General features: G+C 50.4%; 10 protein-coding genes, 1 tRNA gene and 2 rRNA genes. 2 read left to right on the forward strand and 11 right to left on the reverse strand.

What is annotated here, in order from left to right:
- Window positions 1–13 precede the first annotated feature (13 nt).
- The 3 genes from ilvM to ilvL all read right to left on the reverse strand — a co-directional run bounded on the left by ilvM (window position 14) and on the right by ilvL (window position 2,218).
- Complete coding sequence (gene ilvM / locus HP572_RS18850) at window positions 14–274, reverse strand: acetolactate synthase 2 small subunit (protein WP_010294673.1); 261 nt, start codon at window positions 272–274, stop codon at window positions 14–16.
- 58 nt (window positions 275–332) lie between these two features.
- Entirely contained in the window at window positions 333–1,979 is a 1,647-nt protein-coding gene (gene ilvG / locus HP572_RS18855; protein WP_240584021.1) for an acetolactate synthase 2 catalytic subunit, read from the reverse strand.
- 140 nt (window positions 1,980–2,119) lie between these two features.
- Window positions 2,120–2,218 (reverse strand): ilv operon leader peptide, encoded by a 99-nt coding sequence (gene ilvL / locus HP572_RS18860; RefSeq protein ID WP_071531109.1) that lies wholly within the window; start codon window positions 2,216–2,218, stop codon window positions 2,120–2,122.
- A 407-nt stretch (window positions 2,219–2,625) separates the two neighbouring features.
- On the opposite strand from ilvL, the gene HP572_RS18865 reads away from it, so the two are divergent.
- Window positions 2,626–4,152 carry a YifB family Mg chelatase-like AAA ATPase gene (locus tag HP572_RS18865; RefSeq protein ID WP_240584022.1) on the forward strand — a complete coding sequence of 509 codons (1,527 nt, stop codon included), beginning with the start codon at window positions 2,626–2,628 and terminating at the stop codon, window positions 4,150–4,152.
- A 57-nt stretch (window positions 4,153–4,209) separates the two neighbouring features.
- Here HP572_RS18865 and HP572_RS18870 read toward each other — a convergent pair whose 3' ends face one another.
- Complete coding sequence (locus tag HP572_RS18870) at window positions 4,210–4,548, reverse strand: DUF413 domain-containing protein (RefSeq protein ID WP_010283921.1); 339 nt, start codon at window positions 4,546–4,548, stop codon at window positions 4,210–4,212.
- A gap of 120 nt (window positions 4,549–4,668) precedes the next feature.
- Between HP572_RS18870 and hdfR the strand changes: the two genes are divergently transcribed.
- Window positions 4,669–5,496, forward strand: a complete 828-nt coding sequence (gene hdfR / locus HP572_RS18875) for an HTH-type transcriptional regulator HdfR (protein ID WP_010294681.1) — start codon at window positions 4,669–4,671, stop codon at window positions 5,494–5,496.
- 21 nt (window positions 5,497–5,517) lie between these two features.
- Here the strand turns inward: hdfR and yjfF are convergent, their stop codons facing one another.
- The 7 genes from yjfF to HP572_RS18910 all read right to left on the reverse strand — a co-directional run bounded on the left by yjfF (window position 5,518) and on the right by HP572_RS18910 (window position 13,933).
- The gene (yjfF, locus tag HP572_RS18880) at window positions 5,518–6,480 is read right to left on the reverse strand and encodes a galactofuranose ABC transporter, permease protein YjfF (protein ID WP_095700899.1); all 963 of its coding nucleotides are present in this window, start codon (window positions 6,478–6,480) and stop codon (window positions 5,518–5,520) included.
- Entirely contained in the window at window positions 6,480–7,490 is a 1,011-nt protein-coding gene (ytfT, locus tag HP572_RS18885) for a galactofuranose ABC transporter, ATP-binding protein YtfT (protein WP_240584023.1), read from the reverse strand. Before ytfT ends, yjfF begins: the two co-directional genes overlap by 1 nt.
- On the reverse strand, window positions 7,477–8,997 hold the full coding sequence (gene ytfR, locus HP572_RS18890) for a galactofuranose ABC transporter, ATP-binding protein YtfR (protein ID WP_240584024.1): 1,521 nt from the start codon (window positions 8,995–8,997) through the stop codon (window positions 7,477–7,479). The genes ytfT and ytfR overlap by 14 nt, the downstream gene beginning before the upstream one ends.
- Window positions 8,998–9,187: 190 nt before the next feature.
- Entirely contained in the window at window positions 9,188–10,144 is a 957-nt protein-coding gene (gene ytfQ / locus HP572_RS18895; protein WP_010283932.1) for a galactofuranose ABC transporter, galactofuranose-binding protein YtfQ, read from the reverse strand.
- A 440-nt stretch (window positions 10,145–10,584) separates the two neighbouring features.
- Window positions 10,585–10,660 (reverse strand) — tRNA-Trp (locus HP572_RS18900).
- 118 nt (window positions 10,661–10,778) lie between these two features.
- Window positions 10,779–10,894: ribosomal RNA gene (gene rrf / locus HP572_RS18905) — 5S ribosomal RNA — on the reverse strand.
- A gap of 130 nt (window positions 10,895–11,024) precedes the next feature.
- Window positions 11,025–13,933: ribosomal RNA gene (locus tag HP572_RS18910) — 23S ribosomal RNA — on the reverse strand.
- Window positions 13,934–14,124: the final 191 nt, after the last annotated feature.

Here is a 14,124-nt window from a genome sequence, read left to right on the forward strand (position 1 = left end):
TTATTCTTTTGCGTTAGGCGCTGATCTGCTGTGATGTCGTCATCGGTTGAATATCAACGCAGGCAATATCCAACAGCTTGCTCAATTGCGTTGACAATAAATCCACCGAGCGATGGCTGGCAACGGTCAGTTCAATATTAATGTGATCGGCATTGGTGGTTTGCACCATATTCATCGCGCAAACTTTGAAACCGCGATGGCGGGTAACACGCAATACACGCTCCAGAACCTCGGGACGAAAGCGCGCCTGAATCGAAAGTTGATGGTGTGTCATTCTGTTGTCTCCAGCACTTATTCTGTGTAAGTCGGCCATTGTTTGGTTTTATCGAGCCTTACTTGGTTTTATCAAGCATCGTTTCGTTACCCGCCCCCGGCGGAACCAGCGGCCAAACGTTTTCGTATTCATCAATCGATACGTGCAATAAATAGGGTCCTTCGCTGTTAAACAGGGCATCCAGCGCGACATCAATTTGATCTTTGCGGGTGATGCGCTGGCCGGGGATATCAAACGCGCTTGCCAGCGTCAGGAAATCAGGGTTATCGGAGAGATCGGTTTCACTGTAGCGTTCATCAAAGAATAACTGCTGCCACTGACGCACCATACCTAACCGTTGGTTATCCAGCAGCACGATCTTTAACGGCAGCCGTTTTCGTTTGATGGTGCCCAACTCCTGAACGTTCATCATGAAAGAACCGTCGCCGGAAATACAGATAACCATGTCATCCGGGCGCGCAACCTGTGCGCCTACCGCAGCGGGTACGCCGAAGCCCATCGTGCCGAGGCCGCTGGAGGTGATGAAATTCTCAGGACGGCTGAACGTCATATGCTGTGCAGCCCACATCTGGTGCTGGCCCACATCGGTCGTAACCACCGTGTCCGCATCCATTCGTTCAGAGATCGTTTTCAGCAGTGCAGGCGCATAAATCGCCTGACCGGGATGATCATAACGCCACGGGTATTCCGCCTTCATCATGGTCGCCTGCTCACGCCACGCACTGACGTTCAGCGGCTGTTGCAACGCCGGTAATATCGCGTTCAGATCGCCTTGCAGCGCCACATTAGCATGACGCAATTTGCTCAATTCCGCTGGGTCGATATCCATGTGAATAACGCTGGCATGAGGTGCGAAGGCGTTCAGCTTGCCCGTCACGCGGTCATCAAAACGCGCCCCGACCGCGATTAACAAATCGCACTCCTGCACAATCAGGTTCGCCGCCTTCGTGCCGTGCATACCAATCATACCGAGGTAATAGGGATGATTGGCATCCACGGCACCCAGCCCTTTCAGCGTCGAAACGGACGGGATATCCGTTACGCTCAGGAATTCACGCAGTGCCGGAACCGCATTCGCCATACCAACACCACCGCCAACGTACAGCACCGGTTTTTGCGCTTTCGCCAACAGGGCATATGCCTGCGCGATATCTTGATCGGGGAAATCAACATCGTTAGCAACAGGCGCAAAGTTCGGAGTGAAATCCCCCACCGCCAGTTGAATGTCTTTAGGAATATCGACCAGAACAGGACCTGGGCGGCCGCTGTTGGCAATCGCGAACGCTTCTGCCATCACTTCCGGCAGTGATTCGAGAGACTCAACCAGAAAACTGTGTTTCGTACAGGCCAGCGACAGCCCCAGCACGTCGATCTCCTGAAAAGCATCGGTACCAATCAGTGCCGATCCAACCTGTCCGGTGATCGCGACCACAGGCACAGAATCCAGCAGCGCATCGGCCAAACCGGTGATCAGGTTCGTTGCCCCCGGGCCGGATGTCGCAATGCAGACACCCACGTTACCCGTGGAGCGGGCATAGCCAATCGCCGCCATCACCGCGCCTTGCTCGTGGCGACACAGCAGGTGTTTAACGCCGCCGTCATAAAGTGCATCGTAGACTGGCATTATCGCGCCCCCTGGATAACCAAAAACGGTTTCCACTCCCTGCGCTCGCAACGCTTGAACCACCCACTGTGCTCCATTCATAGTTATTTCCCCGACATCTTATGGGAATAACAGAATTTTATGCTGATGTTCATTTTCTGTTCCTTTCCGTTATAGATTACGCCCAACAAAAAACCCCCGACCTTTCGGTGCGGGGGTTTTCTTGAATTAGGCCTTGATTTCTAAGCCATTCTTCGTCCAAGTGCAGCCCCGCACGGTGGGATAATAATCACCACCACGCTAATCACGACTAGGCTAATCACTAGGGATAGGGCTTTCATAATAGGTTGTTCATTAATCTTCTGTCGAACGAATGCCTACAGAGTTATCACAGTAAGACATAGCCTGACAACCATTTTTTTTCATTGCCACCCGTAAGGATTACCTATGATACGAGAAAAAATACAACGTAATCATAAGGTAGAAGCGCATCAAATTATTTTCGCCTGTTGGCGTAAAAATGAGCGTTGTACAAGAAACGTGACAGATGGAAACGAGAGTCGTCGATCGGCGGATAGCGTTAAGCGATCGGTTCACCTTAGATAATTGCGGCGCATCGCGCACAAATTTTACTCATTACTGAAACAGAGCATTATTCCATGACGCCGTTACGCAAACTGACGACGACAGCCTCTACTTCTTCTCCCTTGCCAGACATGATGCAAGCCATCAGCAAAGGGGAAATAGCATGTCATTGGCAGTTACCTATACTCGGGCAATGATTGGCGTACAAGCGCCTGACGTTTATATCGAAGTTCACATCAGCAGCGGGCTACCGGCCCTAACGCTGGTGGGTTTACCAGAAACCACCGTCAAGGAAGCACGCGATCGCGTGCGCAGCGCACTTATCAATTGCGGATTTACGTTTCCAGCAAAGCGCATCACGGTCAACCTCGCCCCCGCAGACCTGCCAAAAGAAGGAGGACGCTACGATCTGCCGATTGCTCTGGCGATTCTGGCGGCCTCAGAACAAATCGATGGTGAAAAGCTAAGCCGCTACGAATTTCTTGGCGAACTCGGCCTGTCTGGCACCTTACGTGGCGTCAATGGCGCAATTCCCGCCGCATTGGAAGCCATAAAAGCAGGCCGTCAGCTTGTCCTGCCAGATGATAATAAACGGGAGATGACGCTGATACCGCAGGGCGAAGCGCTGATGGCCGGGCATTTGTTGGACGTGTGTGCTTTTCTCAGTGGAGAAGAGGAATTGCTCAGTTGCTCTGACATAATGCCCATTCCACCGATCGAGGAAGATACGCTCGATCTGAAAGATATCATCGGTCAGGAGCAGGCTAAACGCGCGTTGGAAATCGCGGCGGCAGGCGGTCACAACCTGCTCTTGCTGGGGCCACCGGGAACCGGGAAAACCATGCTGGCGAGCCGATTAGGCAATCTGATGCCGCCATTAAGCGATGAAGAAGCGCTGGAAAGCGCCGCCATCAATAGCCTAATCAACATTGATGCCACCATGACGCGCTGGCGAGCCAGACCATTCAGAGCGCCTCACCATAGTTCCTCCATGGCGGCGCTCGTGGGCGGAGGGTCGCTGCCCAAACCGGGAGAAATCTCGCTCGCCCACAACGGTGTACTATTTTTGGACGAATTACCGGAGTTTGAGCGACGCGTACTGGACTCACTACGAGAGCCTTTGGAGTCCGGTGAAATTATCATTTCCCGTACTCGGGCTAAAGTGTGTTACCCAGCACGGGTGCAGCTCGTCGCCGCAATGAATCCCAGTCCCTCAGGACACTATCAGGGCGTTCATAACCGGTTGCCAGCACAACAAATACTGCGCTATCTCAGCAAACTTTCCGGTCCCTTTTTGGATCGCTTTGACCTTTCAATCGAAGTCCCTTTGCTACCACCAGGGGTTTTATCTCAGCAGCATTATCAAGGCGAAAGCAGCGCGACAATTCGCGATCGCGTGCTGATTGCAAGGCAGATACAGCTGAAGCGGGCAAATAAAATCAACGCACTACTCACTTCACGTGAAATAGAAAAACACTGCGGATTGGAGATGGCTGATGCGACCTATTTGGAAGAGGTGATGAACAAACTTGGCTTATCCGTACGTGCATGGCACAGGATATTGAAAGTCGCGCGCACGATCGCTGACCTCGGCGGTCGGGATAATATTGAAAGAAAACACCTTGCCGAAGCGCTGAGCTATCGCTGTATGGATCGATTGCTCATCCAACTCCACAAAAGCCTTGAATAGCGAGAGCATGACATTTGTTCGCCACAAAAGGAAATGGGGCGCTAGCCCCATTCTTAATTAATCATCGCTTTCAGTGTATTCTTCCACTGCATCCATCTGCGGCTTACCACCAGACAACGTATGGAAGCGTTTAGGACGACGGATACGATCCAGATATTTGGACCAGATTTTTTCCAGTTCCGTCTCCGCTTTACGTTCGCCGCGGCACATTGCAACAAACGATGTCTCTTCCTCAGTCACCGGTTCACGTTTACCCAAATCCAGCTCGTTAAACGCGTAACCGTGGCGCTCCAACAATTGTGCTTCTTTAATCGTAAAGTCGCCATGTCGGGAAAAACCACGCGGGTAGAACTTGTTATCAAAAAAACGATTAGTGGTAGAGAAGCTTTCTGCCATCTTACACGCTCCTAATTCTTCTATGGTCGTGTTGTTTATGGCGCGGAGTATTAGATAGGCTTGACATTGTGTAAAACAAAACATTTAAATCATTACGACAAAATTTTTTTGGAGATGGGCGTGGATACCGAATTACTAAAAACCTTTCTGGAAGTCAGCAGGACAAGACACTTTGGCCGTGCCGCAGAATCCCTGTATCTCACACAGTCAGCGGTGAGTTTTCGGATTCGCCAGTTAGAGACGCAGCTTGGTGCCAACCTGTTCACACGCCATCGTAACAACATACGCCTGACCCCCGCCGGTGAACGGCTTCTGCCCTATGCGGAAAGCCTTATCGGTACCTGGCAGATTGCTAAAAAGGAGGTCGCACGCTCGCAGCAACACAGCCTGCTTTCGGTTGGAGCAACTGCGTCACTCTGGGAGGCCTATCTGACGCCCTGGCTACAATCGCTGTATCAACAGCGCCCGTTGCTCCAGCTAGAAGCGCGCATTGCCTTACGTCACTCGCTGGTAAAACAACTCCATGAGCGTCAGTTGGATCTGTTGATTACGACCGAACAGCCAAAAATGGAAGAATTGGCAAGCCAGCTGCTGGGCAACTTCTCCCTTTCGCTGTTTGCAGCAGAAGCGCACCCACCTGGACAGGAACTGCCTTATATAAAATTGGAGTGGGGCGCAGACTTTCATCAGCAGGAACATCGCCTATTAGCCAGCGATCAGCTTCCCGTTTTGACAACAACATCGGCCCAGTTGACCCGCCAACTGCTTGAAACAACTGGCGGCTGCGCGTTTTTACCCAGCCATTGGTTACAAACCTATTCTAACCTGCGGATAGTCGGCGACAGCCAGCCCGTCGTGCGCCCGTTTTATGCCGTTTGGTTACAAAACAGCGATCAGCAGACAATGATTCGTCAGTTGCTGAAAACACCTATTGTGATTAATCCATGAGCTATTTTGCTCACAACCAACTTAAGCACGTCTGGCCAACCAGAATGTGCTTAACGCCTTCTGTAACCCAATGAAAGCAAACAGCAGGAAACCAATGACGATTTTTGTCCACCATGAGCTCAAGGTGCCATCAAACGTGATATACGTTTGAATCAGCCCTTGAATCAGTACGCCAAACAGGGTGCCCAATACGGTCCCGACACCGCCGGTCAGTAGTGTGCCGCCGATGACAACGGCAGCGATGGCGTCCAATTCCACACCGCTTGCCGCCAGGGCATAACCCGCTGAGGTGTAGAGAGAGAAAACAATACCTGACAACACCGCTAACGTACTGGAAAGCATGTAGATATGAATCGTCGTCCGCCTGACGGGTACCCCCATCAGTTCTGCTGAATAGCTGCTACCACCAATCGCATAAACACGGTTACCGAAACGAGTTCGATGCGCTATCACAATCCCCAACAGCACCACAATCAACATCACTAGCGCTAGAAAGGTAAATCGTCCCCCATCCGGCATGCGCCATGCTAAACCCGCCAGTTGGCTATAGACCGGATGATCGATCGGAATCGACTCTTGTGAAACGATAAAGCTCATTCCTCGGACAAAGAACATCCCCGCCAGCGTGATAATAAAGGCAGGCAATTTGAGCGTGTCGATAATCCATCCCATCAACCCACCAAACATGGCGCCCATCACCAGCGCTATTGCGAACGCAAAGAAAGGATCAATGCCATACGTACCGATCAATTTGGCCAGTAACACACCGGTAAATGCAATGACTGACCCTACAGAGAGATCGATCCCACCGGACAGGATGACAAACGTCATCCCCACTGCCACGATCCCCAGAAAGGCGTTATCCGTCAGTAAATCAAAGAACACTCGCGTCGAAGCAAAGCCGGGAAACTGGCTGAGACAGAATAAATAGCCAGCAATAAAGACCAGAATCGTCATCAACAGGGGGAAGTGGCGTTTCAACATTATGTTTTCCTCCTGAACAGGTGATGTAACGAAATACGCGGAGATTGCATAACCAAAACCAGCAGAACAACGAGTGCTTTTAGAACCAGGTTGAATTCCGGCCGATAGCCAGACAGCAGGATGCCAGTATTCATACTCTGAATAATCAAGGCACCGACGACAGAGAGCAGCAAATTAAAACGGCCGCCAAGTAGAGAGCCGCCACCGATCACCACAGCCAAAATCGCGTCTAATTCCAGCCAGAGGCCCGCGTTGTTCGCATCCGCCCCACGGATATCTGCCGTCACGATAACGCCCGCTACGGCCGCACACACGCCGCATATGACATAAGCTGCGACCAATACCAGCTTCGTACTCACGCCAGCGTTGCGAGCCGATCGCAAATTAATACCGACAGATTCGATAAATAGCCCAAGCGCCGTTTTACGCGTCAAAATCCACAACGCCAGCAGCATCACGCTGGCAATAATCACTGGCATGGGGAGATAGAACAGGGTTCCGCTGCCCAGCTTAGCCAACCCGGCATTATCAAACGTGATAATTTGACCTTCGGTAATCAGCTGAGCAATGCCTCGCCCAGCAACCATCAGCATTAACGTCGCCACAATCGGCTGAATCTGTAACACCGCAACCAGAAAGCCGTTCCATAGCCCACACAGTGCGCCAACCAATAGCGCAATCAGCAATACAGAAGGCAGCGGATGACCAGCAGCAGTCAGCGTTGCGGCCGTCGCGCCTGCAATCGCCATTACCGCGCCAACTGATAAATCGATTCCGCCAGTTGCAATCACTAACGTCATACCTAATGCCAGCAGCGCAACGGGCGCGCTGCGGTTAAGGATGTCGATAAGGCTACCGAACAAGCGCCCATCCTGAATATGGAGGGAGAAGAAGTTGGGCGCGACCATGCTATCAATCAGCAAGATGGCAACGAGCGCCAGAAGCTGTGGCACTCCTTTGGTGAACGTTAGGCGGACTTTTTTGGCAGGTTTGACGTTATTGTCTGTCATCAGCTGCTCCCGTTTGTACTGCGATTGCCTGCATCACTGCGGCAACCGAGATCTCATGATGTTCAAGATGTGCAACGTGCTGCCTGTCACGCAGCACAATGATGCGGTCCGCATAACCAGTCAGTTCTTCCAGTTCAGAAGAGATCACGAGTAACGCCATCCCCTGTTCACACAGTTTTTCGATCAGGCGAATGATTTCAGCATGCGCACCAACATCGATTCCTCGCGTTGGCTCATCCAAAATTAAGAAGCGTGGTTCTGTTGCCAGCCAGCGCGATAGCAGGACTTTTTGCTGATTTCCACCCGATAGATACTGAATTTCCTGCTCTGGACTGGGCGTACGAATCCCTAATAGGCTGATAAATTTTTCAGCGATACGGGTTTGTTCACGTAAGGAAATAGGCTTCAGCCAGCCGCGCTGCGCCTGAAGTGCCAGAATGATGTTCTCTCGTACTGTTGCCGCACCGACAATGCCGTCAGTCTTGCGATCCTCAGGGCAATAGCCAAAGCCGAGCTTTCCTGCTGCACGCGGCGTGCGAATGCTGACTTGTTTGCCATCCACTCTGGCTTCGCCGGCATCAGGCACGTTAATACCAAATATCAGCTGCGCGGTTTCTGTCCGGCCGGAACCCAGTAGACCAGCGAGGCCAACAATTTCTCCCGGGCGCACGGAAAGCTCGAAGTCATTAATCGAGCCACGCCGACCATAGTGTTTAAACTGCACGATGGGCTCACCTGAGACGTCACTATGTTCGCCACGCTTCAATAACGTTTCATCAAAACTGTGTCCCAGCATCATTTGGACTAATTCAATACGTGGTAATTCTGCGGCAGGCAATGTCCCCACTAACCTTCCATTACGCAAAACGGTAATTCTGTCGCTAATGCGATAAACCTGATCCAGAAAGTGCGTCACAAATATCATACCGATTCCGCGATCGCGCAACTTCCGCAATATATCCAGTAACATATCAACTTCTTTTGCATCAAGGCTTGCGGTCGGTTCATCAAGAATTAAAACTTTAGCGGAAAGATCGATAGCTCTGGCGATAGCGACAATTTGCTGAACTGCGATGGAGTAATTACCAAGCGGGTGGCTAACATCGATCATCAGTCCATAATTCAATAAGAGGGCTTCAGCCTGACGCAGGATTTTATGTTGATCCACGATGCCCCAACGTGTGGGCTCACGGCCAATAAATAGATTTGCCGCCACTGACAGATTCGGTAATAGATTAACTTCCTGATAGACAGTACCAATACCCAATGACTGAGCATGGGCCGTATTTACAGGATTAATCGCCATACCATCGAGGATAATTTCACCCGCTGAGCGATGGTAAACGCCGGTCAACGCCTTAATTAAGGTTGATTTTCCTGCACCATTCTCACCTAATAGCGCCACTATTTCGCCGCGATTAAGCGTGAAGTCCACTTGATCTAATGCTTTTACTCCCGGAAACTCAACGCTCATGCCCCGAATATCTAACAACCGTGTCGTTTCCATCAGCATCACCTATGCGACAACTTAACAAGGCTACATCACACCTGAGCAATATTATGGTAAGTAGGCTGACAATATTCACTGCCCCGTGATGAAACGGTGTAGAAAACATCGCAAGCCCACTTTCCCATATTCATATTTCTGCCAGGTATTTAGCAAAATTTATATCAATGATAAATCCACAATATAAATATCAATAACCAAGGTCTTTCTTGGTTTCATATTCCTGTTTTGCCGTGTCAGGTAGTAATAAACGCGATTCGGTTTGAATGAATTTTTCAGGCTGTTTCCCGTCTTTCTTCATCGCTAATAAAGCATCAAAAGCAGGCCCAGCCATATTGGGTGTTAATTCAACGGTGGCATTAGCTTCACCATTCATCATAGCTTTGAAAATATCAGGGACACCATCAATGGAGACAACCTTTATTTGTGAACCAGGTTTCAGACCTGCTTCTTTAATTGCCTGAATAGCACCTATTGCCATGTCATCATTATGTGCATAAACCGCACAGATATTTTTTCCGTTCTGCTCAGCTTTAATAAAGCTTTCCATGACTTCTTTACCCTTACTGCGAGTAAAATCTCCCGACTGTGAACGAATAATTTTTATCTGTGGATCTGAAGCTATACCGTCAGCAAATCCTTTCTTACGGTTTATCGCAACGCTAGCCCCAACCGTTCCCTGCAACTCAACAACATTACAAGGTTTGCCAGCGGCTTCTTTCACAAGCCACTCCCCTGCCACTTTTCCTTCATAGACGCTATCAGAGGCGATAGCAGCGGTGTACAACGATGGATCGCTAACCTCAATCGTTCTATCAAGCAGGAACACTGGGATTTTTGCTTCTTTAGCTTCCTGTAAGACTGGCGCCCAACCTGTCGCGACAACTGGCGCAATAAATATGGCATCTACGCCCTGAGCGATGAATGACCGCACAGCCTTAATCTGATTCTCCTGCTTCTGCTGAGCATCAGCTATTTTTAACGTTATCCCACGCTTCTCGGCTTCCTGCTTTGACACTTTAGTTTCCGCAGAGCGCCATCCTGATTCTGAACCAATCTGGGAAAACCCAACCGTTAAGGGTTTTGCCTGTACGGCACCACATAACGCAGTGCTTACAGCAACAGCTACCAGTAAACGTCTGTACATACTTAAACTCCTTCTGTGTAGTCTTACAGCTACTTAGTCAGATTTCAGGTACAGCATAGCGCTAAGAATTTCTGCTGTAGCGCTACCGATGTGATGTTGGCAGGTATCACTAACAAGTGAATGCAACCTGAAGGATCATTATGAAAAATAATTTCCCTCCACTCAGGTTGTAGATAGTTTTAGTTCAAATATCGAACAAGATGAATGAGCAAGTTCACAACCTGGTATTACGGTGATTTTGTGCATATTTACAGCTAAATCAGCACGATCTATCAACAGCACATCAGAGAATTTTATCTATTAAATAACAACACGTTAGGTTAATTAGATATCTACAGGGGAGAAATAACGGAGAAATTGAAAAGAGGGAGACGAGACAGGATCGAGCATAAAGTACAGATCAAAAAAAAACCCTTCACGATAACGTGAAGGGTCTTATTTGGCAGGGGCGGAGAGACTCGAACTCGCGACACCCGGTTTTGGAGACCGGTGCTCTACCAACTGAGCTACGCCCCTAAATTACGCTTACCCGCGACCCCCTGCGTGACAGGCAGGTATTCTAACCAACTGAACTACCGCTCCACCGAATTTCTCTACAACCACCAGATTGCTCCGGCTTACTGCTTAATTTGATGCCTGGCAGTTCCCTACTCTCACATGGGGAAGCCCCACACTACCATCGGCGCTACGGCGTTTCACTTCTGAGTTCGGCATGGGGTCAGGTGGGACCACCGCGCTATCGCCGCCAGGCAAATTCTGTTTCATTCCAACCGTTATGTTTCACTTTTTTTAGTGCACACAACCATCAGAACCAATCTCTGAACAAGCTAAAATCAAAACACGTTTCTATGAGTCGCCCACAAAACACCTTCGGTGTTGTAAGGTTAAGCCTCTCGGGTCATTAGTACTGGTTAGCTCAACGTATCGCTACGCTTACACACCCAGCCTATCTACGTCGTCGTCTTCAACGGCCCTTCAGGGGTATCAAGTGCCCAGGGAAGACTCATCTCGAGGCAAGTTTCCCGCTTAGATGCTTTCAGCGGTTATCTCTTCCGCACTTAGCTACCGGGCAATGCAATTGGCATCACAACCCGTACACCAGTGGTGCGTTCACTCCGGTCCTCTCGTACTAGGAGCAACCCCTCTCAATCTTCCAACGCCCACGGCAGATAGGGACCGAACTGTCTCACGACGTTCTAAACCCAGCTCGCGTACCACTTTAAATGGCGAACAGCCATACCCTTGGGACCTACTTCAGCCCCAGGATGTGATGAGCCGACATCGAGGTGCCAAACACCGCCGTCGATATGAACTCTTGGGCGGTATCAGCCTGTTATCCCCGGAGTACCTTTTATCCGTTGAGCGATGGCCCTTCCATTCAGAACCACCGGATCACTAAGACCTGCTTTCGCACCTGCTCGAGCTGTCACTCTCGCAGTCAAGCTAGCTTATGCCTTTGCACTAACCTCCTGATGTCCGACCAGGATTAGCTAACCTTCGTGCTCCTCCGTTACGCTTTGGGAGGAGACCGCCCCAGTCAAACTACCCACCAGACACTGTCCGCAACCCGGATCACGGGTCCACGTTAGAACATCAAACATTAAAGGGTGGTATTTCAAGGTTGGCTCCACGCAGACTGGCGTCCACGCTTCAAAGCCTCCCACCTATCCTACACATCAAGGCTCAAGGTTCAGTGTCAAGCTATAGTAAAGGTTCACGGGGTCTTTCCGTCTTGCCGCGGGTACACTGCATCTTCACAGCGAGTTCAATTTCACTGAGTCTCGGGTGGAGACAGCCTGGCCATCATTACGCCATTCGTGCAGGTCGGAACTTACCCGACAAGGAATTTCGCTACCTTAGGACCGTTATAGTTACGGCCGCCGTTTACCGGGGCTTCGATCAAGAGCTTCGCCTTGCGGCTGACCCCATCAATTAACCTTCCGGCACCGGGCAGGCGTCACACCGTATACGTCCACTTTCGTGTTTGCACAGTGCTGTGTTTTTATTAAACAGTTGCAGCCAGCTGGTATCTTCGACTGATTTCAGCTCCATGAGCAAGTCACTTCACCTACCATCAGCGTGCCTTCTCCCGAAGTTACGGCACCATTTTGCCTAGTTCCTTCACCCGAGTTCTCTCAAGCGCCTGAGTATTCTCTACCTGACCACCTGTGTCGGTTTGGGGTACGATTTGATGTTACCTGGAGCTTAGAGGCTTTTCCTGGAAGCGTAGCATCGGTTACTTCATCACCGTAGTGACTCGTCATCACGCCTCAGTGTTAACAATGACCCGGATTTACCAAAGTCATCCACCTTCACGCTTAAACCGGGACAACCGTCGCCCGGATAACCTAGCTTTCTCCGTCCCCCCTTCGCAGTAACACCGAGTACAGGAATATTAACCTGTTTCCCATCGACTACGCTTTTCAGCCTCGCCTTAGGGGTCGACTCACCCTGCCCCGATTAACGTTGGACAGGAACCCTTGGTCTTCCGGCGTGCGGGTTTTTCACCCGCATTATCGTTACTTATGTCAGCATTCGCACTTCTGATACCTCCAGCAGCCCTCACAGGCCACCTTCGACGGCTTACAGAACGCTCCCCTACCCAACAACACCTAACGTGTCGCTGCCGCAGCTTCGGTGCATGGTTTAGCCCCGTTACATCTTCCGCGCAGGCCGACTCGACCAGTGAGCTATTACGCTTTCTTTAAATGATGGCTGCTTCTAAGCCAACATCCTGGCTGTCTATGCCTTCCCACATCGTTTCCCACTTAACCATGACTTTGGGACCTTAGCTGGCGGTCTGGGTTGTTTCCCTCTTCACGACGAACGTTAGCACCCGCCGTGTGTCTCCCGTGATAACATTCTTCGGTATTCGTAGTTTGCATCGGGTTGGTAAGTCGGGATGACCCCCTAGCCGAAACAGTGCTCTACCCCCGAAGATGAGTTCACGAGGCGCTACCTAAATAGCTTTCGGGGAGAACCAGCTATCTCCCGGTTTGATTGGCCTTTCACCCCCAGCCACAAGTCATCCGCTAATTTTTCAACATTAGTCGGTTCGGTCCTCCAGTTAGTGTTACCCAACCTTCAACCTGCCCATGGCTAGATCACCGGGTTTCGGGTCTATACCCTGCAACTTAACGCCCAGTTAAGACTCGGTTTCCCTGCGGCTCCCCTATACGGTTAACCTTGCTACAGAATATAAGTCGCTGACCCATTATACAAAAGGTACGCAGTCACCTAACAAGTAGGCTCCCACTGCTTGTACGTACACGGTTTCAGGTTCTATTTCACTCCCCTCGCCGGGGTTCTTTTCGCCTTTCCCTCACGGTACTGGTTCACTATCGGTCAGTCAGGAGTATTTAGCCTTGGAGGATGGTCCCCCCATATTCAGACAGGATGTCACGTGTCCCGCCCTACTCATCGAACTCACAGCTTGTGCATTTTTGTGTACGGGACTATCACCCTTTACTGTGCGACTTTCCAGACGCTTCCACTAACACACAAACTGATTCAGGTTCTGGGCTCCTCCCCGTTCGCTCGCCGCTACTAGGGGAATCTCGGTTGATTTCTTTTCCTCGGGGTACTGAGATGTTTCAGTTCCCCCGGTTCGCCTCATGTACACTATGTATTCATGTCATGATAGTGTGTCGAAACACACTGGGTTTCCCCATTCGGGTATCGTCGGGTATAACGCTTCATATCAGCTTACCGACGCTTATCGCAGATTAGCACGCCCTTCATCGCCTCTGACTGCCTAGGCATCCACCGTGTACGCTTAGTCGCTTAACCTCACAACCCGAAGGTGTCTTTGATAACTCAAAGTCACTGTTCGCGCTGCGATTATTTGAGAGACTCATTAACATACTGACACGCCATTCATACCCGCAGGCATCAATGCATGTTCAGCTGTCATGTTTCAATTTTCAGCTTGTTCCAGATTGTTAAAGAGCAAAACTTCGCAGTGCACCTATACAGGTACA

Origin of the sequence: Pectobacterium sp. PL64, assembly GCF_022477975.1 — a bacterium.
GTDB lineage: Bacteria > Pseudomonadota > Gammaproteobacteria > Enterobacterales > Enterobacteriaceae > Pectobacterium > Pectobacterium jejuense.

What these genes read in the sequence shown, in the direction of transcription:
- ilvM (WP_010294673.1), bottom strand. Translation starts at nt 274, where the DNA reads ATGACACACCATCAACTTTCGATTCAGGCGCGCTTTCGTCCCGAGGTT.
- ilvG (WP_240584021.1), bottom strand. Translation starts at nt 1,979, where the DNA reads ATGAATGGAGCACAGTGGGTGGTTCAAGCGTTGCGAGCGCAGGGAGTG.
- ilvL (WP_071531109.1), bottom strand. Translation starts at nt 2,218, where the DNA reads ATGAAAGCCCTATCCCTAGTGATTAGCCTAGTCGTGATTAGCGTGGTG.
- HP572_RS18865 (WP_240584022.1), top strand. Translation starts at nt 2,626, where the DNA reads ATGTCATTGGCAGTTACCTATACTCGGGCAATGATTGGCGTACAAGCG.
- HP572_RS18870 (WP_010283921.1), bottom strand. Translation starts at nt 4,548, where the DNA reads ATGGCAGAAAGCTTCTCTACCACTAATCGTTTTTTTGATAACAAGTTC.
- yjfF (WP_095700899.1), bottom strand. Translation starts at nt 6,480, where the DNA reads ATGTTGAAACGCCACTTCCCCCTGTTGATGACGATTCTGGTCTTTATT.
- ytfT (WP_240584023.1), bottom strand. Translation starts at nt 7,490, where the DNA reads ATGACAGACAATAACGTCAAACCTGCCAAAAAAGTCCGCCTAACGTTC.
- ytfR (WP_240584024.1), bottom strand. Translation starts at nt 8,997, where the DNA reads ATGGAAACGACACGGTTGTTAGATATTCGGGGCATGAGCGTTGAGTTT.
- ytfQ (WP_010283932.1), bottom strand. Translation starts at nt 10,144, where the DNA reads ATGTACAGACGTTTACTGGTAGCTGTTGCTGTAAGCACTGCGTTATGT.